Below are 18,947 nucleotides of genomic sequence, written 5' to 3' on the forward strand. Positions count from 1 at the left end.
GGCCGACTACCCGCCGAACGCCGCTTCGTTTTCCTCCATCAGTTCGGCCGCCTCATTGGCCGCACTGCTGAGCGCTTCTTCCGGTGTCTGCTTGCCGAGCACCCCCGAGCTCACCGCTATCTCGAGCGTCTCGACCTGCACGCTTCCGATGCCCGGAATGAGCGGGAGGAACCGCATGTTGTCGATCTGCTCGGCAATGGTCTGCTGCACCGTTCCGTCGAGCACGCCGCTGTCGCGCACCGACAGGCGCGCCGGGATGAGGCCGGAGCCCGCCCAGTCACCGGAGTGCTCACTCATCCAGGCGATGAAGACCTGCGCCGCCGCCAGCGTGTTCTCGTCGTCCTGGCGGGGAAGGAAGAAGTGGTGCGAGTTGGCCCACACGGCAGGCTCGTCACCGATCGTGGGAATCGGCGCGGCCGCGAATGGGATGCCCGAGTCACTCAGGTCGTTGATCTGCCAGATGCCGTCCCACGTGATCGAGGTCTCGCCGTTCTTGAAGGCGACGTATTGGGAGTCCGCCGCGACGTCGCTCGGGCTGTAGCCCTCGTCGACCATCGAACGCATCCAGGTGAGTCCCTGCACTCCGGCCTCGGAGTCGAAGGTCGCCTCCGGGGCGTCCAGCGAGTACGGCTCGCCGCCGAACTGCCAGAGCAGCGACAGGTCCATGAGGTGGGCCGGCCAGAGGCTCGGCATCCAGAACGGCTGTTCGTAGCCCGCCGCCTTGAGCTTGGCGAGGGCGTCCGCGAATGACGCCTCGTCCGTCGGCGCCTCGGTGATGCCCGCCGCGGCGAAGTGATCGGTGTTGTAGTACATCGCTAGCGAGTGCACGTCGAGCGGGATGCCGTAGCGCTGCTCGTTGTAGATCGCGGCGTCCCAGACCTCCTCGGTGAAGTCGTCCTCGGTGAGCTCGAGCCCGTCGGCGAGGTCGTCGAGGGGAAGGATGACGTTGCGGGCCGCCATGGTGGCCAGCTGGTCGAGGTGCATGACACCGACGTCGGGGCCCTCCCCCGCCGTGACCGCCGCAGGAAGCCGCTGGTAGAAGTCGGCCCACTGCATGGTGTTCGACTCGACCGTGATGTTGTCGTGCTCCGCATTGAACTCGTCGACCATCTGCTGCATGAACGGGCCATCGCCGCCCGTGAAGCCGTTCCAATATGAGAGGGTGACCTCGGGGCCCGTGTACTCGCCCGTGAACTCGGGGGCTTCAGCCTGGGGACCGGCACCACCGCCCGAGCACCCCGTGATCATGAGCAGGGCTGCCGCCCCTGCTGCGACTGCGAGCCTTCGCGGCCTGGCCTTCGGATTCGACATCGTTGTCCTCCTCGACGTGACGTTGCCCACCTCGGCGACTGGCACTCGTTCGGGGGGCAATCGTGATGTGCCGCAAACGTACAGCGCTGTAAACTGCATGGCAAGGCCTCTCGGCGAATCGTGATGCTGCAGGCATCCGTCAGCACCACCCCTAGGATCGGTGTGACCCATGGAGAAGCGAATGGCCAGAGTGCGACTCACCGACGTGGCGCGCGCGGCCGGCGTATCGATGAAGACGGTCTCCAACGTCGTGCACGACTACCCCCACGTCAGCGCCGAGACCCGGCAACGGGTGCAGCAGGCGATCGACCAGCTCGGATACCGCCCCAACCTCTCGGCACGCCGCCTCGCGACGGGCCGCACGGGCATGATCGCCCTCGCCATACCCGAGATTGACCACCCCTACTTCTCCGAGGTCTCACGCCGCATCGCCGAAGAGGCAGCCAGGCGGGGCTACAGGGTGCTCATCGAGCAGACCCTGAGCGACACGGATGCCGAGCACGCCGTGCTGCGCGACAGGGAGGAGGGTCTTGTCGACGGCGTCATCTTCCACCCCGTGAGCATGGGGGCCGTCGAGATCGGACGCCTCCACAAAGACACGCCCCTCGTGCTCCTGGGCGAGGCGGCCATTCCCCTGACGACCGACCACGTCATGATCGACAACGTCGCCGCCGCGCGGCAGAGCGTCGAACATCTCCTGGCGATGGGCCGCCGCCGCATCGCCTTCCTCGGCACGGTCGACGGCGATGTCACGGTGTCGACCCGCCACCGCCTGCTCGGTTACCAAGAGGCGCTTTCGAGCGCGGACATCGACGCCGACCCTCGCCTCGTGCTGCGCGTGGCGGGCTTCTCCCCGGAGGACAGCGCCGAAGCCGTGCGCACAGCCCTCGCCGACGGCCTCGAGTTCGATGCCATCCTGTGTCGCGACGACAAGTTTGCCGTCGGGGCAATGGCGGAGCTGCACGCGGCGGGCCGCGACATCCCGAACGAGGTCGCCCTGATCGGCTGGGACGACACCGCGCTCGCGACCTATACGCACCCCTCCCTCACCTCCGTCGCACCAGACAAGCAGCTGCTCGCGCGGGTCGCCCTCGAGTTGCTGATCGAGCGCATGGAGGGGCACATCGGCGTGGGACGCCACCGCATCGTGCCGCACTCACTCGCCCTCCGGGCCAGCGCCCCACCCCTCGCCTGAAGGCTTCTCTCAAGCCGCCCTGCCGAATCCGAAGCCTTTACAGCGCTGCAAAGATGGGTCAGGATGTGCAGATGCACGCCAGCACCACACCGGAGTCCACCCCGGGCGAGCCGCTCCACCCCCGCCCGCAGCTCACGCGGGAGCACTGGTCGAGCCTCGACGGCGAGTGGGACTTCGCCCACGACGACACCGACATCGGCCTGCGCGAGTCGTGGTTCGAGCCCGGCACCGAGTTCCCGCGCACCATCCGGGTTCCCTTCCCGCCGGAGTCCGAGGCATCCGGCATCGGCAAGACCGGCTTCCATCCCGTCGTCTGGTACCGCCGTGACCTCACCGCCGACGACCTCCGCAACGCGGGGCACGGGGCGACGCGCGACCGCATGCTGCTGCACTTCGGCGCGGTCGACTACCGCGCGACGGTCTGGCTCGACGGCCGGATGCTTGGCACACACGAGGGAGGCCAGAGTCCCTTCGCGTTCGAGTTGCCCCCGGCACAGGTAGCCGACATCCTCGGCGGGCGTGCCGCCGCCCTCGTCGTGCGCGCTGAGGACGACCCCCACGATGTCGGCCAGCCCCGCGGCAAGCAGGACTGGCTCGAGCAGCCCCACGTCATCTGGTACCACCGCACGACCGGCATCTGGCAGCCTGTCTGGCTCGAGGCTGTTCCGCTGAGCAGCATCCGAAGCGTGCACTGGCGCAGCGACCTGCCCGCGGCGAGCGTGCGCCTCGAGCTCGAGCTCGACAGCCGACCACGCGACATCCATCGGGTACGACTGGAACTGAGCTACGAGGGTGAGCGACTCGCTGCGCTCGAGTACGAGACGGCGGAGCCCCGCAGCACCGCGTGGTGCACACTCCCCCGCCAGGTCAACGGCCAGGCCTACGAACACCTGCTGTGGTCGCCGGAACACCCCCGCTTGATCGACGCGCGCGTCAGCCTGCTCGATTCGACGGGCGCCATCGTCGACGTCGTCGACTCCTACCTTGGTCTGCGCAGCCTGGGCGAGGCCGATGGCCGCTTCCTGCTCAACGACCGCCCCTACTACGTGCGCTCGGTGCTCTCGCAGGGCTACTGGCCCGAGTCTCATCTCGCGGCCCCGAGCGCGGAGGCCTTGAGGGACGAGGTCGCCCTCATGAAAGAACTCGGCTTCAACGCCGCACGCCTGCATGAGAAGGCAGAAGACCCCAGGATGCTCTACTGGGCCGACCGCCTGGGATTGCTGGTCTGGGGCGAGCTGGGCAGTCCCTTCGAGTACTCCGCGCGCAGCGTCGAACGCACGACGAGCGAGTGGATGGCCATCGTGGATCGCGACCGCTCCCATCCCTGCATTGTCACGTGGGTGCCGACGAACGAGAGCTGGGGGGTCCAGCACATCGCCCACGACTCTGCCCAGCGCCACTTCGCACAGGCGCTCTACCACCTCACGAAGGCACTTGATCCGGAGCGGCTCGTCGTGAGCAACGACGGCTGGGAACACGTGGGCTCTGACCTGCTCACGGTGCACGACTACTCTGCCTCGGGCGAGGAGCTTCGCCAGCGCTATGGCGATGCTAAGGCGGTCACCGCGTTGGCTCACGCTGTCGGCCCAGCCGGGCGTCGGATGTCCGTGGCCCCACAGCGGGAAGATACTCCCGTCATGGTGACGGAGTTCGGGGGCGTCTCTTTCGCGCCGGGAGATGAGAAGCGGACGTGGGGGTACAGCACAGCAGCAGACGAGGCTGACTTCGAGAGACGCCTGCGAGAGCTCTTCTCCGCGCTACAGTCCAGCAGCGCGCTTGCCGGTTTCTGCTACACGCAACTCACCGACACCCTGCAGGAGGCCAACGGGCTGACGGATGCCCGCCGCATCCCCAAGCTGCCCGCAGGGACGATCGCGGCGATCGTGCGCGGCCACGCGAACTGAGCGGTGGCGCCTAGGCCGCAGCGAGGCTGTTGCGAACGACGAGCTCCAGTTCGCCCTCGCGGCCGGGCTCGAGCGGGAACCCGACAGACGCCGACCACTCACAGAGCTCGTCGAGCGTGCGGATCTCGGGTTGGTCGTCGAGAAATGCCCTTACGAACTCGCCCTTGCCCTTCTTGTTGAAGTGATTGAGCGCGCGCCGACGTCCATCCGCGTCATCCGCCACCACCCGCACGAAACGAGCATCGGCCCGCCGCGGGATCGGCCCGAGCGCCGCATAGGCTTCGGAGCGCAGGTCGAGGATGATTCCCTCGCGCTGCGAAAGTGATTCGCCGATTGCCTTGACCCACACCCGTTTGAGCGAGATTCCGGGCAGCTTGGAGTCGTGCGAAAGCCGGTACGCCGGGATGGGGTCGCCCGCTCCCACGAGACCGAACAGGGCGGAGTGGATCGCAATCGTGGCAGAGGCAAACTCGCGCTGCTGCTGGTCGAGCGAGGGCGCGTCGAGGGCGTCGAAGAGCACCCCGGTGAACCGATCGATCGCGGGGATGGTCGCAGAGCTTCGCAGCTCACGATTCCGCTCGATCTCGCCACGGAGCCCGGGGCCCACCTTGAGCGCGAGAGCCATTGCATCGAGGTCGCGCGCGAGCTCGCCGAGGGCATCGAGCACGGTCTCGCGCGGCACCTGCAGTTCGGGAAACGACAAACGCCCCAGGTCGAGTGCTGATCTCTCGTCTCCTCCGGGGTACTTGGACTCCGAGGGGGGAAGGATCAGCAGCATCGACGCTGGGGCGTGTGACTGAGTCGGATCAGGCGTTCGTGAGCGCCGCGTGGCGCGCCACGATCGTGATGCTGTCGTTCTCGACGGAGAGGAAGCCATCTGCCGCGTCTGCGGCGATGTTGCCACCATCCTCGAGCGTCACCCGCACAGCGCCTGCACCAAGGATCGCAAGCATGGGCTCGTGGCCGGGGAGGATACCGATCTCACCCTCCGTCGTGCGTGCCACAACCATGCGAGCCGTGCCGGTCCACACTTCGCTGTCGGCTGAGACGATGCTCACCTTGAGCGAGGCCATGACTAGCCGTTCTCCTTCTGGATCTGTGCCCACTTCTCCTCGACGTCGGTGATCGCACCCACGTTGAAGAAGGCCTGCTCGGCGACGTGGTCGAAGTCACCGCGAGCGATCGCGTCGAACGACTCGATCGTGTCCTTGAGCGGCACGGTCGAACCCTCGACACCCGTGAACTTCTTGGCCATGTAGGTGTTCTGCGAGAGGAACTGCTGGATGCGGCGCGCACGCGACACCGTGATCTTGTCCTCTTCAGAGAGTTCGTCGACACCGAGGATGGCGATGATCTCCTGCAGTTCCTTGTTCTTCTGGAGGATCTGCTTGACCGTCGTGGCCACGCGGTAGTGGTCCTCGCCCAAGTACCGGGGGTCGAGGATGCGCGAGGTCGAGGTCAGCGGGTCGACAGCCGGGTAGAGACCCTTCGATGCGATCTCACGGCTGAGCTCGGTCGTGGCATCGAGGTGCGCGAAGGTCGTCGCCGGGGCCGGGTCGGTGTAGTCGTCAGCAGGCACGTAGATGGCCTGGAGCGACGTGATCGAGTGGCCACGGGTCGACGTGATGCGCTCCTGGAGGATACCCATCTCATCGGCAAGGTTGGGCTGGTACCCCACGGCGGAAGGCATACGACCGAGAAGGGTCGAGACCTCGGAGCCAGCCTGCGTGAAGCGGAAGATGTTGTCGATGAAGAGCAGCACGTCCTGCTTCTGCACGTCGCGGAAGTACTCCGCCATCGTGAGCGCGGAGAGGGCGACGCGGAGACGCGTTCCCGGCGGCTCGTCCATCTGGCCGAAGACAAGAGCGGTCTTGTCGAAGACGCCGGCCTCTTCCATCTCGTGGATGAGGTCGTTGCCCTCACGGGTGCGCTCACCGACACCGGCGAACACCGACACACCACCGTGGTCCTGCGCGACGCGCTGGATCATCTCCTGGATCAGGACGGTCTTACCGACACCGGCACCACCGAAGAGACCGATCTTTCCACCCTGCACGTAGGGGGTGAGAAGGTCGATGACCTTGATGCCGGTCTCAAAGAGCTCCGTCTTCGACTCGAGCTGGTCGAATGCCGGGGGCTTGCGGTGGATGGGCCAACGCTCGGTGATCTCGATCTTCTCGTCGGGGCCGGCGTTGAGCACCTCACCGATGACGTTGAAGACCTTGCCCTTGGTGATGTCACCGACGGGCACCGAGATCGCAGCCCCCGTGTCGCGCACCTCCTGGCCGCGAACAAGACCGTCAGTCGGGTTGAGCGCGATCGCGCGAACGAGGTCGTCTCCGAGGTGCTGCGCAACCTCGAGCGTGATCTCGTGCGAGCTGCCCGCCATCGTCACGGTGGTCTTGAGCGCGTTGTAGATGCCGGGGATCGAGTCGTGCGGGAACTCGATGTCGACGACGGGCCCCGTGACGCGCGCGACGCGGCCGACGCCGGTCTCAGCGACGGGAGGCACGGTGGCGGTGGCCTTCTTTGACGCGGCTGGCTTGCGCGCCGCGGGCTTCTTCGAAGCGGGGGCTGTGTTGGTCATTGCTTCCCTGTTCTCTCTAGCTTCACGTTATTTCGAGCTCGACAGGGCGTCAGCGCCGCCCACGATCTCGGAAATCTGTTGGGTGATCTCGGCCTGGCGGGCGTTGTTGGCCAGACGCGTGTAGTCAAGGATGAGGTTGTCAGCGTTGTCGCTCGCAGACTTCATCGCCTTCTGGGTCGCTGCGTGCTTCGCCGTGGCCGACTGCAGCATCGCGTTGAAGATGCGACTCTCGATGTAGACAGGAAGCAGGCCGTCGAGCACATCGCCGACCTCGGGCTCGAACTCATACAGCGGGTAGAGCTCGGATGAGTCCGGCGCCTCGACACCCTCGACAACCTCAAGGGGCAGGAGACGAACAACCTCGGGAGTCTGCGTCAACATGCTCACGAAGCGGTTGTAGACGATGTGGATCTCGTCAACGCCGCCCTCCTCTGCCGGACGCACGAATGCGTCGACGAGGTTTTGCCCGATCTCCTGCGCCGTGTCGAACACCGGGTTGTCGGTCTCGCCCACCCAGCTCTCGACAAAGTCACGCTTGCGGAATGCGAAGTAGCCAACGGCCTTGCGCCCGACGAGGTAGTACACAACCTCCTTGCCCTCGCTGCGCAGCAGCGTGGCAAGCTCTTCGGCCTCGCGGAGAACGTTCGAGTTGAACGCTCCCGCGAGTCCGCGGTCGGAGGTGAAGATGACGACCGCTGCGCGGTCGACCCTCTCCGGCTCCGTGGTCAGGATGTGGTCGACATTCGAGAACGTGGCCACGGCCGACACCGCACGGGTGATGGCACGCGAGTACGGAGTCGATGCCGCCATGCGGGCCTGCGCCTTGGCGATGCGCGATGCCGCGATCAGCTCCATGGCACGGGTGATCTTCTTGGTCGTCTGGGCAGAACGAATTTTCTGCCGGTAGACCCGAAGTTGCGCTCCCATGTTTCTCTCAGTCCTCAGTCAGTGGTTCGATGCGGTGGCGTCTGATCGTCGTCAGCGCTTCTGCTTGACGATCTTCTCCTGGTGGACCTCGTCGGCTTCGAGCTCTTCGAACTGCTCGTTGCCGGCCGAGATGAGCGGCTTGCCCTCGCCCGTCTGGAACTCGAGCTTGAACTTCTCCACTGCCGCGGAGAGCTCGTCGACCGTGTTGTCGTCGAGCACGTTGGTCTCGCGCAGGGTGTCGAGCACCTTGGTGTTGCGACGCAGGTAGTCGAGCAGCTCGCGCTCGAAGCGGAGGATGTCCTCCACCGGGACCTCGTCGAGCTTGCCGTTCGTGCCAGCCCAGATCGAGACGACCTGGTCCTCGACGGGGTACGGCGAGTACTGCGGCTGGCGCAGCAGCTCGGTGAGGCGTTCGCCACGGGCCAGCTGGCGGCGGCTCGCTGCATCGAGGTCCGATGCGAAGAGCGCGAATGCCTGCAGCGAGCGGTACTGGGCGAGCTCGAGCTTCAGGGTTCCGGAGACCTTCTTGATCGACTTGACCTGAGCGTCACCACCGACTCGCGACACCGAGATGCCCACGTCGACCGCGGGACGCTGGTTGGCGTTGAAGAGGTCGGACTGGAGGAAGATCTGGCCGTCGGTGATCGAGATCACGTTGGTCGGAATGTACGCCGAGACGTCGTTGGCCTTGGTCTCGATGAGCGGGAGCCCCGTCATCGAACCCGCGCCGAGCTCGTCGGAGAGCTTGGCACAACGCTCCAGCAGGCGGGAGTGTAGGTAGAAGACGTCACCGGGGTACGCCTCACGTCCCGGCGGGCGACGGAGGAGGAGCGATACGGCGCGGTATGCCTCAGCCTGCTTCGACAGGTCATCGAAGACGATGAGCACGTGCTTGCCGCCGTACATCCAGTGCTGGCCGATCGCCGAGCCGGTGTAAGGAGCGAGGTACTTGAAGCCGGCAGGGTCGGATGCGGGAGAGGCGACGATCGTCGTGTACTCCATCGCGCCGGCCTCTTCGAGAGCGCCCTTGACCGCGGCGATCGTCGAGCCCTTCTGGCCGATCGCGACGTAGATGCAGCGAACCTGCTTGTTGACGTCGCCCGACTCCCAGTTGGCCTTCTGGTTGATGATCGTGTCGATCGCGATGGCGGTCTTACCGGTCTGGCGGTCACCGATGATCAGCTGGCGCTGGCCGCGGCCGATCGGGATCATGGCGTCGATGGCCTTGATTCCGGTCTGCATCGGCTCGTGCACCGACTTGCGCGCCATGACGCCGGGAGCCTGGAGCTCAAGGGCGCGGCGGCCTTCGGCTGCGATCTCACCCAGGCCGTCGATGGGGGTGCCGAGCGGGTCGACAACGCGGCCCAGGTAGGCGTCGCCCACGGGCACGGAAAGGACCTCGCCCGTGCGGGTCACCTCCTGGCCGGCCTCGATGCCGCTGAACTCACCGAGCACGACGACACCCACCTCGCTCTCGTCGAGGTTGAGGGCGAGGCCGAGCGTGCCGTCGGCGAAGCGGATGAGCTCGTTCGCCATCACGCCGGGGAGTCCCTCGACGTGGGCGATGCCGTCCGCAGCGTCTACGACGTGACCGATCTCGGTGGTCGTGGCCTTCGACGGGTCGTAGGACTGGACGAAGTCCTTGAGAGCATTGCGGATCTCGTCCGGGCTGATCGTTACGTCTGCCATGTGGGTTTCCTTGTCTTAGCGGTACCAGCTGGCACCGAGGCGTGGGGGGTGCCGGGTCAGCCGGCGAGTTGCTGCCGTAGCTCGGCGAGGCGGGCAGCGACGCTTCCGTCGATTACCTCGTCACCGATCACGATGCGGACTCCCCCGACGAGCGAGGGATCCACCAGTTCATTGAATCTGACATTGCCGTACCGGCCGGAGAGTGCGCTGCGAAGACGGTCACGCGAGGAGTCATCGAGGGGCGATGCCGTCGACACGGTCGCCAGCACGCTGTTCTCCTGCTCCGCGACGATCCTCGCGGCGTCAGTGACCAGACGCGACAGCCGACGCCCTCGCGGCTGCTGCACCAGGTGCCGCACGATCGCGAGGGTCGCGGCCGAGACGCGCTCACCAAGCAGCGCCGACACCAGCTCTGCCTTGCCGGATGCGGATGCGAGCTTCGACCCGAGTGAGAGTTCGAGCTCCGGGGAGCTGGTGACCATCTGCTCGATCGCGAAGAGCTCGCTGGCCACATCGGCGTCGGTGGAGTCCGCCGCGCAGCGAATGGCGACGTCCTCGATGCTCGCGAGCAGGTCGTCGGCACGCGACCACCGCTCGCTGACAATGCTCACGAGGAGCGAGAGCGCGTTCGCGCTCAGCGAGGAGCCGAAGACTGCGCGAACAGCCGCCGCCTTCACTTCCGCGTCGCCAGCAGGCTCGGCGAGAAGCGTCCTCAGCTGGAGGGAGGAGCCGATCGCCCGCCCGGCAGAGAACAGTTCCTCTGCGAGTGAGATATCGGAGGTGCCCTCCAACGTCTGCAACGCGGCGCGAGCCGCCGCCTGTGCCTTCCTCGTGGCCGATGCCATTGCTACTTCCCTGCGCTTGATTCTGAGGACTCGAGGTCGGCGAGGAAGGAGTCCACCAGGGCGGCTGCCTTCTTGTCGTCGCTGAGCTGCGAGCCGATCACGCTTGACGCGAGGTCGAGTGCGAGCACGCCAACCTCAGAGCGGAGCGATGCAAGAGCGGCCTGGCGCTCAGCCTCGATCTGCGTTGCCGCGTTCGCGGTGAGTCGGGCGGCCTCGGCCGCGGCCTGCTCCTTCAGCTCATTGAGGATCGTGATGCCGTCAAGACGAGCCTGCTCACGGATCCGGCCGGCCTCGCTCCGCGCCTCTGCGAGAAGCTCGTTGTACTTCTCGAGCTGCGCGGCGGCTTCTGCCTGTGCACTCTCAGCCTTCTCGATGTTCCCCTCGATCGCGGCCGAACGCTCGTCCAAGACCTTGGAGAACTTCGGTACCGCGAACTTCCAGAAGAAGAACAGGATGACAAAGAATACGACCGCAGACCAAACGATGTCGTAGACCGGGGGAATGAAGAGCTCGATCCCCTCGGGGGCCCCTCCCCCAGCCGCAGCCAATTCGAAAGTCATCCCGATTCCTAGCTGAAGATGAAGCCGGCGGCGAGGCCGATGAAGGCCAGGAGCTCAGCGAATGCGATGCCGAGGAACATCGTGACCTGGAGGCGGCCAGCGAGCTCGGGCTGGCGAGCCATGGCCTCGACGGTCTTGCCCGCGACAATACCGACACCGATACCGGGGCCGATGGCAGCGAGGCCGTAGCCGACCGTGTTGATGTTTCCGCTGATCTCCGCGAGAACGTTGACGTCCACTGTGTTTTCCTTCCGGTCGGGCGAATCGGACGATTCGCCTCAATGTTCGTTCTTATGGTCCTTACGAGCGCCCGTAGGTGACCGCTCGACAAGAGTGGTGCTAGTGCTCCTCCGCAACCGCCTGCTGGATGTAGACGGTCGTCAGAAGAGTGAAGACATAGGCCTGCAGCACCGAGACAGCCAGCTCGATGAGGGTCATGATGAACCCTGCCGCAAGCGTGCCGACCCCGATGAGCGGGAACCATCCGTCAGCGGTGAAGAAGAAGAAGTGGGTCGCTGAGAAACACAGCACCAGGAGGATGTGGCCGACCATGAAGTTCAACAGCAGTCGGAGGGCCAGCGAGAGCGGCCTCACGAGGAAGATGTTGATGAACTCGATGGGTGTCAGCAGGATGTAGAGCGGCCACGGCACCCCGGCCGGCACGAGCGCGTTCTTGAAGAACTTGCCAGCTCCAACCTCTTTGATGCCCGCATAGATGAAGGCAACGTAGGAGACCAGGCCGATCAGGAGCGGCAGGCCGATCACCGAGGTTCCCGCGATGTTCAATCCCGGGATGATTCCGGCGATGTTGATGAAGAAGATGCCGAAGAAGATCGCTGCGAGGAGCGGGAAGAAACGACGGCCGAGGTCGCGGCCGAGGATGTCCTCCGCAATGTTCGTGCGGACGAACCCCATCGCCATCTCGACGATGCTCTGCCCGCGGCCCGGGACGACGCGAGCACGCCGGAGTGCGAGCCAGAAGAGAAGGATCAGCACCGCCGTCATCAGGAGACGGATGAGCATGATGCGGTTCATCTCGAACGGCGTGCCCTCGAAGAGGAATGCGGGCGGGAAGAACTCGTCAAGCGTCGGGGGGTGGAACCCGTCACCCTCGGAAGCCGTGGGGATTAACATCGCTGCGTGCAGCAAGTTCACGCGCTGTCTCCTGTGGTGATGGGGGCGCCCGCAAGTGCGGCGACGCAGTCGGACATCGGCTGCCAGGCAGTGATCGCTATGGGCTGCGAATCACGCCTTGAGAACTCTATCAATCTGATGGCCCGCTCAGGAAATCGAGGGGCGGTCGGAATTGCCGGCATCCGCGTCGGGAAGGACCGAATCGTCGACGTAGGACTGCCGCGCTGTCATGACAACGACCACATCGACGGCCAGGGTGCCAACGATTGCGGCGACCATGCTGAGGAACAACACCATCGGCTGCACGAAGTCGAGGCTGGTGATGAGCGCCAGCAGTGCGATAAAGACGATGATCTTGAGCAGCCAGGAGCCGAGCACGATGCCGAAGAAGGTCGTGACCGGCTGCTTGATGGCAATCATGATGCTGACGGCGGTGATGATCGCGAAGATCACGGCAAGCGCAGTGCCGACGAGAGCGCTGAGCAGGCCGTCCATGCCCGCGACGGCATAGCCTGCAAGCCCACCCACGACCGCGATCACGACCGCCACCAGGGACGTGTAGATGATTGTCTTGCGCAGGATGGCCGGCGCCGGGTTGCTCGTATTGCTCATGGACGTTCGCTTTCTGTTGGAATCTGGGCGCGCTCTGCCTCGGCTGCAGCGGCATCAAGAGGGTCGAAGCTCGGGTCGAAAGGGACGTCTGAGCCGGGGCGTGCATTTTGCACGGCGGCCTCCAGCACCTTGCGTTTGGTGAGGGGCGCGAGTGTGAACCAGGCGCTCAGCGTGAAGCCTGCGACGACGAAGGCGAGGGCCCACCAGAAGGGCACGAACATGAAGAGGAGTGTGCCCACCGCGACGACCGCCGTCCACGCGTAGAAGATCAACACGGCATGGAAGTGGGAATGGCCCATGTCGAGCAGGCGGTGGTGCAGGTGCTGCCGGTCGGCCGAGAACGGCGACTTTCCGGCGCGGAGCCGACGGACCACGGCGAGCGCAAAATCGAGGAGCGGAACGATCAGTATCGCGAAGGGCAGCAGGATCGGGATGAAGGCTGGCAGGAGCTGACGACCCGATTCCAGCGCGGCGGGATCGACCTGCCCCGTCACGGAGATCGCGGAGGCAGCCATCAGCAGGCCCACCAGGAGGGCACCCGCATCCCCCATGAACAGGCGCGCCGGGTGCCAATTGAGGGGCAGGAAGCCGAGGCACGCGCCCGCGAGGGCCACCGTGATGAGGGAGGCAAGGTTGAAGTACTCAGACTCCCCCACGCCGTTGGAGAGGATGTAGGTGTAGACGAAGAAGACGCCATTCGCGATGATCGCGACGCCAGCGACAAGCCCGTCCAGTCCGTCAATGAAATTGACCGCATTCATGACGAGCACGACCGCAATGACGGTGAGGACGAGACCCGTCACTGGCGGCACGATCGTGACTCCCCCGATCGGGAGTGTCGTGAGCTGGATGCCCTGCCAGACGAGGATGCCGGCCGCGATCATCTGCCCCGTCAGCTTCGTGAGCCAGTCGAGGTCCCAGATGTCGTCGGCGACGCCGATGAGCACGATCAGGAGGGCGCCAGCCAGGAGACCCAGCACGGGGCCGGGGTCGACGAAGACGAGATGGAAGCGGTCGAGCTGCGACGCCACTCCAAAGGCAACAAGCACGCCAATGAACATCGCGACACCGCCAAGGCGCGGCGTGGGGCGCGTGTGCACATCGCGTTCCCGGATCTTGGGATAGAGACGGAACCGCAGGCTGAGCTTCAGGATCACGAAGGAGAGCACGAACGTCACAACGGCGGAGAGTCCGCCGATGAGCACATAGAAGATGATCCTCATGCGGGAGAGCCGCCACCCGTCGACCGCTCGAGCACGGCGGCGATCGCGGCATCCGTCACCGCTCCATGGCGCACGATCGTGAGGCCGTGCGAAGCGACGCGGGAGGCATCGATGATGGTCGAGCCCTGGGTGCCGCCCTCCCCGCCATCGAGGTAGACCGCGACGCTGTCGCCGAGCATCCGCTCAGCCTCCTGCACCGTCGTCGCGGCGGGCTGGCCAGTCAGGTTCGCGGATGACACCGCAAGCGGTCCGGTCTCTGCGAGCAGCGCAAGCGCGATAGGACTCGCGGGCATGCGGAGCGCGACGGTGCCCGCCGTCTCGCCCAGGTCCCAGTCGAGCGACTCGCGGGCGGGCAGGATCACCGTCAGGCCACCCGGCCAGAACTCGTCGACCAATGCGCGCACCTCGTCGGGCACCTCGGCGGCGAGGGCGTCGAGGGTCGCGAGGTTCGGGATCAGCACGGGCGGAGGCGACTGGCGACCGCGGCCCTTGGCATCAAGGAGGCGCTGCACGGCCTTCGGCTTGAAGGCGTCGGCCGCGACACCGTAGACGGTGTCTGTCGGCATGACGACGAGCTCCCCGCGGCCGATAGCAGTCCTCGCGAGGCGCATGCCATTGAGGAGTTCGCCCGGGTCTGAGCAGTCGTGAATGGTCGCCATGTCGGGGGTAATCCTATCGGCGGGCCGCTGTATGGGCCGTGTTCATGGCCGGATCGCCGTCGTCGCGCGGTCGCGGCCGAGCAGATCGCGGTGGGACGCGATCGCGAGCCAACCGTCCGTGCGGAGCAACTCGCTGATGGTCGATGCCTGCTCCTCGCCATGTTCCATGACGAGCAGTCCGCCGGAGTGGAGCAGCGCGAGGCCGCGCTGGGAGACGACACGCACGACATCGAGGCCGTCGGCGCCGCCGTAGAGGGCGTGAGGCGGGTCGAAGAGCTGCACTTCGGGATCACGAGGAATCGCGTCGGCGGGGATGTAGGGCGGGTTCGAGATGACGACGTCGACCGTGCCCTCGAGTTCGGCGAAGGCCTCGCCGAGGTCGACGAACTCGAGCACGGCGTTGCTCGCGCCGCTCTCGTCGAAGTTGCGCTTCGTCCAGGGGAAGGCATCGGGAGAGTTCTCAGCCGCGTACACGCGTGCGCGGGGAACCTCGGTCGCCATCGCGAGCGCGATCGCGCCCGAACCTGAACCGAGATCGACCGCAAGCGGCTCCGGCGATGCGACTGCCTGAAGGGCGTCGATCGCGAGCTGCACGACCTGCTCCGTCTCGGGGCGAGGCACGAAGACGCCGGGCCCAACCGCGAGCTCGAGCGAACGGAAGGGCGCCCTGCCGGTGATGTGCTGTAGCGGTTCGCGCGACGCACGGCGGCGCACGAGGGCCGTGAAGGCTGCGGCATCCGTCTCCGAGACCTCTGTGCCCGTCACGGCACGGGCCTGCACCTCGCCCCGGCTGAGCCCGAGCACGTGCCCGAGCAGGAGTTCGGCGTCGACCTGCGGCGTCGGCACTCCTGCCGCGGCAAGCGACTCGACCGCGGCAGTCCGCAGCTCAGCGACGGACGACACGTCAGGACTGGTCGCCGAGGTCGGCGAGCCTGGCCTCCTCGTCGAACTGGATGCATGACTCGATGACCGGTCCGAGCGCACCGTTCATGACGCTGTCAAGGTTGTAGGCCTTGTAGCCCGTGCGGTGATCGGCGATGCGGTTCTCGGGGAAGTTGTAGGTGCGGATGCGCTCCGAGCGGTCCATCGTGCGGATCTGGCTCTTGCGGGCGTCGGAGGCAGCCGCCGCGATCTCCTCCTGCTGGCGCGCGAGGATGCGGGCACGGAGGACGCGCATGCCGGCCTCGCGGTTCTGCAGCTGGCTCTTCTCGTTCTGCATCGACACGACGATGCCGGTCGGGAGGTGCGTGATGCGCACGGCGGAGTCGGTCGTGTTGACCGACTGGCCGCCTGGGCCGCTCGAACGGTAGACGTCGATCTTGAGGTCGTTCTGGTTGATCTGCACCTCTTCAGGCGCATCCACCTCGGGAAAGACGAGCACGCCCGTCGTGGAGGTGTGGATTCGACCCTGTGTCTCCGTCACGGGGACACGCTGCACGCGGTGCACGCCACCCTCGTACTTGAGGTGGGCCCACACGCCCTGCGACGGGTCGCTCGCGTTGGACTTGATGGCCACCTGCACGTTCTTGTAGCCGCCGAGGTCGCTCTCGTCGCTCTCGAGCATCTCGGTCTTCCACCCCATGCTCGCCGCGTACTGGAGGTACATGCGCAGGAGGTCGGCCGCGAAGAGTGCGCTCTCGGCGCCGCCCTCACCGCCCTTGATCTCCATGATCACGTCACGACCGTCGTCGGGGTCGCGCGGGATCAGCAGGCGCCGAAGCTTCTCCTGCGTCGTCGCCACGGCCTCTTCGAGCGCCGGGATCTCCTCCGCGAAGGCGGAATCTTCCTTGGCGAGTTCCTTCGCCGCGGCGAGATCCTGCTGGGCCTGCACCCAGTGCTCGTGTGCCGACTTGATCTGGCTGAGCTCGGCGTAGCGGCGGTTGACCTTCTTGGCTCGCGCCGCGTCGGCGTGCAGGGCCGGGTCGGATAGCTGCGTCTGCAGGTCCTCGTGCTCGGCCAGCAGCACGGCTACTGACTCGAACACGCTCAGTCCTCCTTGTTCGCCGAGGCGCCCGGGAGGGACTTCTGGATCTGCATGAGGAACTCGACGTTCGACTGCGTCTCACGCAGCTTGCCGAGCACGATCTCGAGCGCCTGCTGCGTGTCGAGGCCCGCGAGGGCACGACGCAGCTTCCAGGTGACCTTGACCTCGTCGACGCCCATGAGCATCTCCTCGCGGCGGGTTCCGGATGCGTTGACGTCGACGGCAGGGAAGATGCGCTTGTCGGCCAGCTGGCGCGAGAGGCGGAGCTCCATGTTGCCGGTGCCCTTGAACTCTTCGAAGATGACCTCGTCCATCTTGGACCCGGTCTCGACGAGCGCCGTCGCGAGGATCGTCAGCGAGCCGCCGTCCTCGATGTTGCGCGCGGCACCGAAGAAGCGCTTCGGCGGGTAGAGCGCCGAGGAGTCGACGCCACCCGAGAGGATGCGACCGGAGGCGGGAGCCGCCAGGTTGTAGGCGCGCCCAAGGCGGGTGATCGAGTCGAGGAGCACGACGACGTCGTGTCCGAGCTCGACGAGACGCTTGGCGCGCTCGATCGCGAGCTCGGCGACCGTGGTGTGGTCCTCAGCCGGCCGGTCGAAGGTGGAGGCGATGACCTCACCCTTGACGGTGCGCTGCATGTCGGTGACCTCTTCGGGCCGCTCGTCGACCAGGACGACCATGAGGTGGACCTCGGGGTTGTTCTTGGCGATCGAGTTCGCGATGGCCTGCAGCACGAGGGTCTTGCCTGCCTTGGGCGGCGAGACGATGAGGCCGCGCTGGCCCTTGCCGATCGGCGACACGAGGTCGATGATGCGGGTGGTCAGCTTCTGCTGCTCGGTCTCGAGGCGCAGGCGCTCCGAGGGGTAGAGCGGCGTCAGGTCACCGAAGTGCACCCGCTCGCCGGCCTGCTCGATGGGGAGCCCGTTGATCGAGTCGATCTTGACGATCGCGTTGTACTTCTGGCGGCCGCCCTGGTTATCGCCGTCGCGCGGCTGGCGGATGGCGCCGACGATCGCGTCGCCCTTGCGCAGGTGGTACTTCTTGACCTGGCCGAGGGAGACGTAGACGTCGTTGTTGCCGGGAAGGTAGCCCGTCGTGCGCACGAAGGCGTAGTTGTCGAGCACATCGAGGATGCCGGCGACGGGGATGAGCACGTCATCCTCGCTGATTTCCGGCTCGAAGTCGTCGCCGCCGCCGCGACGCTTGCGGTCGCGGTAACGGCCTCGTCCCCCGCGCTCGGTGTCGTCTCCCTGCTGCTGGCGCCCACGACCACGGTCGTTCTGGTCGCCCTGCTGCTCGTCTTTCTGCTGCTGGTCGTTGCCGCGGTCGCTGCCCTTGCGGTTGCGGTTGCGGTTGCGGCTGCGCTGGGGACGGTCGCCCGAGTCGTCGCCCGAGTCGTCGCCGTCGCGGTCGGCGGCGCCGCCGTTCTTGTCGGCACCGTTCTGGTCACCGTTCTGCTCGCGCCCGTTGCGCTCGGCGGCATCCTGGGCCTGGCGCTCCTGGTGCGAGGCCTCCTGCTGCTCGCGCTGGTCGCCGCTCTCGGCGGCCTTCGAAGCACCGGTCTTCTCGGACTCGCCGCGACCCTTGCCGCGGCGGCCCTGCGTCTTCTGCGCCGGAGCCGCAGCGTCGGCGCTCGCGTCACTGGCATCCGACTGCTGGCCTGCGCCAGCTTCGGCAGCGGGCGTGTCGACGCCGGACTCGCCACCGTTGGCGTGGTCGGTCGCCGACTTGGGCGAGGTGCGCTTGCGCGCGGGCGCCTTGCGCGCCGGCTTCTCGGCGACGGGCTCGCCCGCGGGCGCCTCAGCCGGTGCTGCCTCGGTCTCAGCTGCCGCGCTCGTCGTCGTGATGACGCCGTCGGCTGCCGTCGCCCGTCGCGGCGCACGCTTGCGCGGCGACGTCGTCGCGGCCGCTACGGCCTGCTGGCGCTCAGAGGATTCATTCTGGCTCGGCGCGGGCTGCGAAGCCGTCTCGGCCTGGGGTGCAGCGTCAGCCTGGGGTGCGGAGCTCTGCTCCGCGTCGGCCGACGACTGCGTGTTCTGGGTCTCGTTGATTGCGTCCACGAGGGCTCCTTTGCGAAGTTTGGTCGCGCCACTGATGCCGAGGGACGCCGCAAGAGCCTGAAGCTCGGGGACGCGCATCGATGCCAGATCTGCGTTCGAGTCCGGCCGTGCGGCGCGGACTGTGGGATCAGTCACTAAGAGGTTTCCTTTCCCAGCCAGGCGCCGAATCTGAAGAGGATGTGGCAGAACCTGACGGAGAGCTAGTCGCGCGTCGACCTCGGCCTCGACCACTGGCCTCTAAGGCGAAGCGGGGAGAA

At 66.4% G+C, this 18,947-nt stretch carries 18 protein-coding genes; 2 read left to right on the plus strand and 16 right to left on the minus strand.

The window, feature by feature from the left end:
• Positions 1 to 6 precede the first annotated feature (6 nt).
• A complete protein-coding gene (locus FVA74_RS09285) occupies positions 7 to 1,311 on the minus strand; it encodes an ABC transporter substrate-binding protein (protein ID WP_168220100.1) in 1,305 nt (434 codons plus the stop codon).
• Positions 1,312 to 1,492: 181 nt separating this feature from the next.
• On the opposite strand from FVA74_RS09285, the gene FVA74_RS09290 reads away from it, so the two are divergent.
• Positions 1,493 to 2,506, plus strand: coding sequence for a LacI family DNA-binding transcriptional regulator (locus tag FVA74_RS09290; RefSeq protein WP_147721829.1), 1,014 nt, complete (start codon positions 1,493 to 1,495; stop codon positions 2,504 to 2,506).
• Between the two features lie 71 nt (positions 2,507 to 2,577).
• Positions 2,578 to 4,410 carry a glycoside hydrolase family 2 protein gene (locus FVA74_RS09295; protein ID WP_147721831.1) on the plus strand — a complete coding sequence of 611 codons (1,833 nt, stop codon included), beginning with the start codon at positions 2,578 to 2,580 and terminating at the stop codon, positions 4,408 to 4,410.
• Positions 4,411 to 4,420: 10 nt separating this feature from the next.
• On the opposite strand, the gene FVA74_RS09300 is transcribed toward FVA74_RS09295, so the two are convergent.
• From FVA74_RS09300 to rho, 15 genes are all read right to left on the minus strand, one after another.
• On the minus strand, positions 4,421 to 5,188 hold the full coding sequence (locus FVA74_RS09300; protein ID WP_147721833.1) for a YaaA family protein: 768 nt from the start codon (positions 5,186 to 5,188) through the stop codon (positions 4,421 to 4,423).
• 28 nt (positions 5,189 to 5,216) lie between these two features.
• The gene (locus tag FVA74_RS09305) at positions 5,217 to 5,483 is read right to left on the minus strand and encodes a F0F1 ATP synthase subunit epsilon (RefSeq protein ID WP_147721835.1); all 267 of its coding nucleotides are present in this window, start codon (positions 5,481 to 5,483) and stop codon (positions 5,217 to 5,219) included.
• A 2-nt stretch (positions 5,484 to 5,485) separates the two neighbouring features.
• On the minus strand, positions 5,486 to 6,997 hold the full coding sequence (gene atpD, locus FVA74_RS09310; protein ID WP_240792191.1) for a F0F1 ATP synthase subunit beta: 1,512 nt from the start codon (positions 6,995 to 6,997) through the stop codon (positions 5,486 to 5,488).
• Positions 6,998 to 7,024: 27 nt separating this feature from the next.
• On the minus strand, positions 7,025 to 7,924 hold the full coding sequence (locus FVA74_RS09315; protein ID WP_147721837.1) for a F0F1 ATP synthase subunit gamma: 900 nt from the start codon (positions 7,922 to 7,924) through the stop codon (positions 7,025 to 7,027).
• 51 nt (positions 7,925 to 7,975) lie between these two features.
• The gene (gene atpA / locus FVA74_RS09320; protein ID WP_147721839.1) at positions 7,976 to 9,613 is read right to left on the minus strand and encodes a F0F1 ATP synthase subunit alpha; all 1,638 of its coding nucleotides are present in this window, start codon (positions 9,611 to 9,613) and stop codon (positions 7,976 to 7,978) included.
• A gap of 56 nt (positions 9,614 to 9,669) precedes the next feature.
• A complete protein-coding gene (locus FVA74_RS09325) occupies positions 9,670 to 10,458 on the minus strand; it encodes a F0F1 ATP synthase subunit delta (protein WP_147721841.1) in 789 nt (262 codons plus the stop codon).
• A 2-nt stretch (positions 10,459 to 10,460) separates the two neighbouring features.
• Entirely contained in the window at positions 10,461 to 11,018 is a 558-nt protein-coding gene (locus FVA74_RS09330) for a F0F1 ATP synthase subunit B (RefSeq protein WP_147721843.1), read from the minus strand.
• A gap of 8 nt (positions 11,019 to 11,026) precedes the next feature.
• Positions 11,027 to 11,257, minus strand: coding sequence for an ATP synthase F0 subunit C (gene atpE / locus FVA74_RS09335; RefSeq protein WP_147721845.1), 231 nt, complete (start codon positions 11,255 to 11,257; stop codon positions 11,027 to 11,029).
• A gap of 100 nt (positions 11,258 to 11,357) precedes the next feature.
• Positions 11,358 to 12,152: a F0F1 ATP synthase subunit A gene (gene atpB / locus FVA74_RS09340; protein ID WP_147723156.1), complete on the minus strand. Its 795-nt coding sequence runs from the start codon at positions 12,150 to 12,152 to the stop codon at positions 11,358 to 11,360.
• A 147-nt stretch (positions 12,153 to 12,299) separates the two neighbouring features.
• Entirely contained in the window at positions 12,300 to 12,764 is a 465-nt protein-coding gene (locus FVA74_RS09345) for a hypothetical protein (protein ID WP_147721847.1), read from the minus strand.
• Positions 12,761 to 13,981 (minus strand): MraY family glycosyltransferase, encoded by a 1,221-nt coding sequence (locus FVA74_RS09350; RefSeq protein WP_370454502.1) that lies wholly within the window; start codon positions 13,979 to 13,981, stop codon positions 12,761 to 12,763. The genes FVA74_RS09345 and FVA74_RS09350 overlap by 4 nt, the downstream gene beginning before the upstream one ends.
• 2 nt (positions 13,982 to 13,983) lie before the next feature.
• Positions 13,984 to 14,646 (minus strand): L-threonylcarbamoyladenylate synthase, encoded by a 663-nt coding sequence (locus tag FVA74_RS09355; protein WP_147721851.1) that lies wholly within the window; start codon positions 14,644 to 14,646, stop codon positions 13,984 to 13,986.
• Positions 14,647 to 14,688: 42 nt separating this feature from the next.
• On the minus strand, positions 14,689 to 15,549 hold the full coding sequence (prmC, locus tag FVA74_RS09360; RefSeq protein WP_240792192.1) for a peptide chain release factor N(5)-glutamine methyltransferase: 861 nt from the start codon (positions 15,547 to 15,549) through the stop codon (positions 14,689 to 14,691).
• A 1-nt stretch (position 15,550) separates the two neighbouring features.
• A complete protein-coding gene (prfA, locus tag FVA74_RS09365; RefSeq protein ID WP_147721855.1) occupies positions 15,551 to 16,630 on the minus strand; it encodes a peptide chain release factor 1 in 1,080 nt (359 codons plus the stop codon).
• 2 nt (positions 16,631 to 16,632) lie between these two features.
• Positions 16,633 to 18,825, minus strand: a complete 2,193-nt coding sequence (gene rho, locus FVA74_RS09370; RefSeq protein WP_255471443.1) for a transcription termination factor Rho — start codon at positions 18,823 to 18,825, stop codon at positions 16,633 to 16,635.
• Positions 18,826 to 18,947: the final 122 nt, after the last annotated feature.

Origin of the sequence: Salinibacterium sp. dk2585 (assembly GCF_008001035.1) — a bacterium.
Taxonomy (GTDB): domain Bacteria; phylum Actinomycetota; class Actinomycetes; order Actinomycetales; family Microbacteriaceae; genus Homoserinimonas.

What these genes read in the sequence shown, in the direction of transcription:
- FVA74_RS09285 (WP_168220100.1), bottom strand. Translation starts at nt 1,311, where the DNA reads ATGTCGAATCCGAAGGCCAGGCCGCGAAGGCTCGCAGTCGCAGCAGGG.
- FVA74_RS09290 (WP_147721829.1), top strand. Translation starts at nt 1,493, where the DNA reads ATGGCCAGAGTGCGACTCACCGACGTGGCGCGCGCGGCCGGCGTATCG.
- FVA74_RS09295 (WP_147721831.1), top strand. Translation starts at nt 2,578, where the DNA reads ATGCACGCCAGCACCACACCGGAGTCCACCCCGGGCGAGCCGCTCCAC.
- FVA74_RS09300 (WP_147721833.1), bottom strand. Translation starts at nt 5,188, where the DNA reads ATGCTGCTGATCCTTCCCCCCTCGGAGTCCAAGTACCCCGGAGGAGAC.
- FVA74_RS09305 (WP_147721835.1), bottom strand. Translation starts at nt 5,483, where the DNA reads ATGGCCTCGCTCAAGGTGAGCATCGTCTCAGCCGACAGCGAAGTGTGG.
- atpD (WP_240792191.1), bottom strand. Translation starts at nt 6,997, where the DNA reads ATGACCAACACAGCCCCCGCTTCGAAGAAGCCCGCGGCGCGCAAGCCA.
- FVA74_RS09315 (WP_147721837.1), bottom strand. Translation starts at nt 7,924, where the DNA reads ATGGGAGCGCAACTTCGGGTCTACCGGCAGAAAATTCGTTCTGCCCAG.
- atpA (WP_147721839.1), bottom strand. Translation starts at nt 9,613, where the DNA reads ATGGCAGACGTAACGATCAGCCCGGACGAGATCCGCAATGCTCTCAAG.
- FVA74_RS09325 (WP_147721841.1), bottom strand. Translation starts at nt 10,458, where the DNA reads ATGGCATCGGCCACGAGGAAGGCACAGGCGGCGGCTCGCGCCGCGTTG.
- FVA74_RS09330 (WP_147721843.1), bottom strand. Translation starts at nt 11,018, where the DNA reads ATGACTTTCGAATTGGCTGCGGCTGGGGGAGGGGCCCCCGAGGGGATC.
- atpB (WP_147723156.1), bottom strand. Translation starts at nt 12,152, where the DNA reads ATGTTAATCCCCACGGCTTCCGAGGGTGACGGGTTCCACCCCCCGACG.
- FVA74_RS09345 (WP_147721847.1), bottom strand. Translation starts at nt 12,764, where the DNA reads ATGAGCAATACGAGCAACCCGGCGCCGGCCATCCTGCGCAAGACAATC.
- FVA74_RS09355 (WP_147721851.1), bottom strand. Translation starts at nt 14,646, where the DNA reads ATGGCGACCATTCACGACTGCTCAGACCCGGGCGAACTCCTCAATGGC.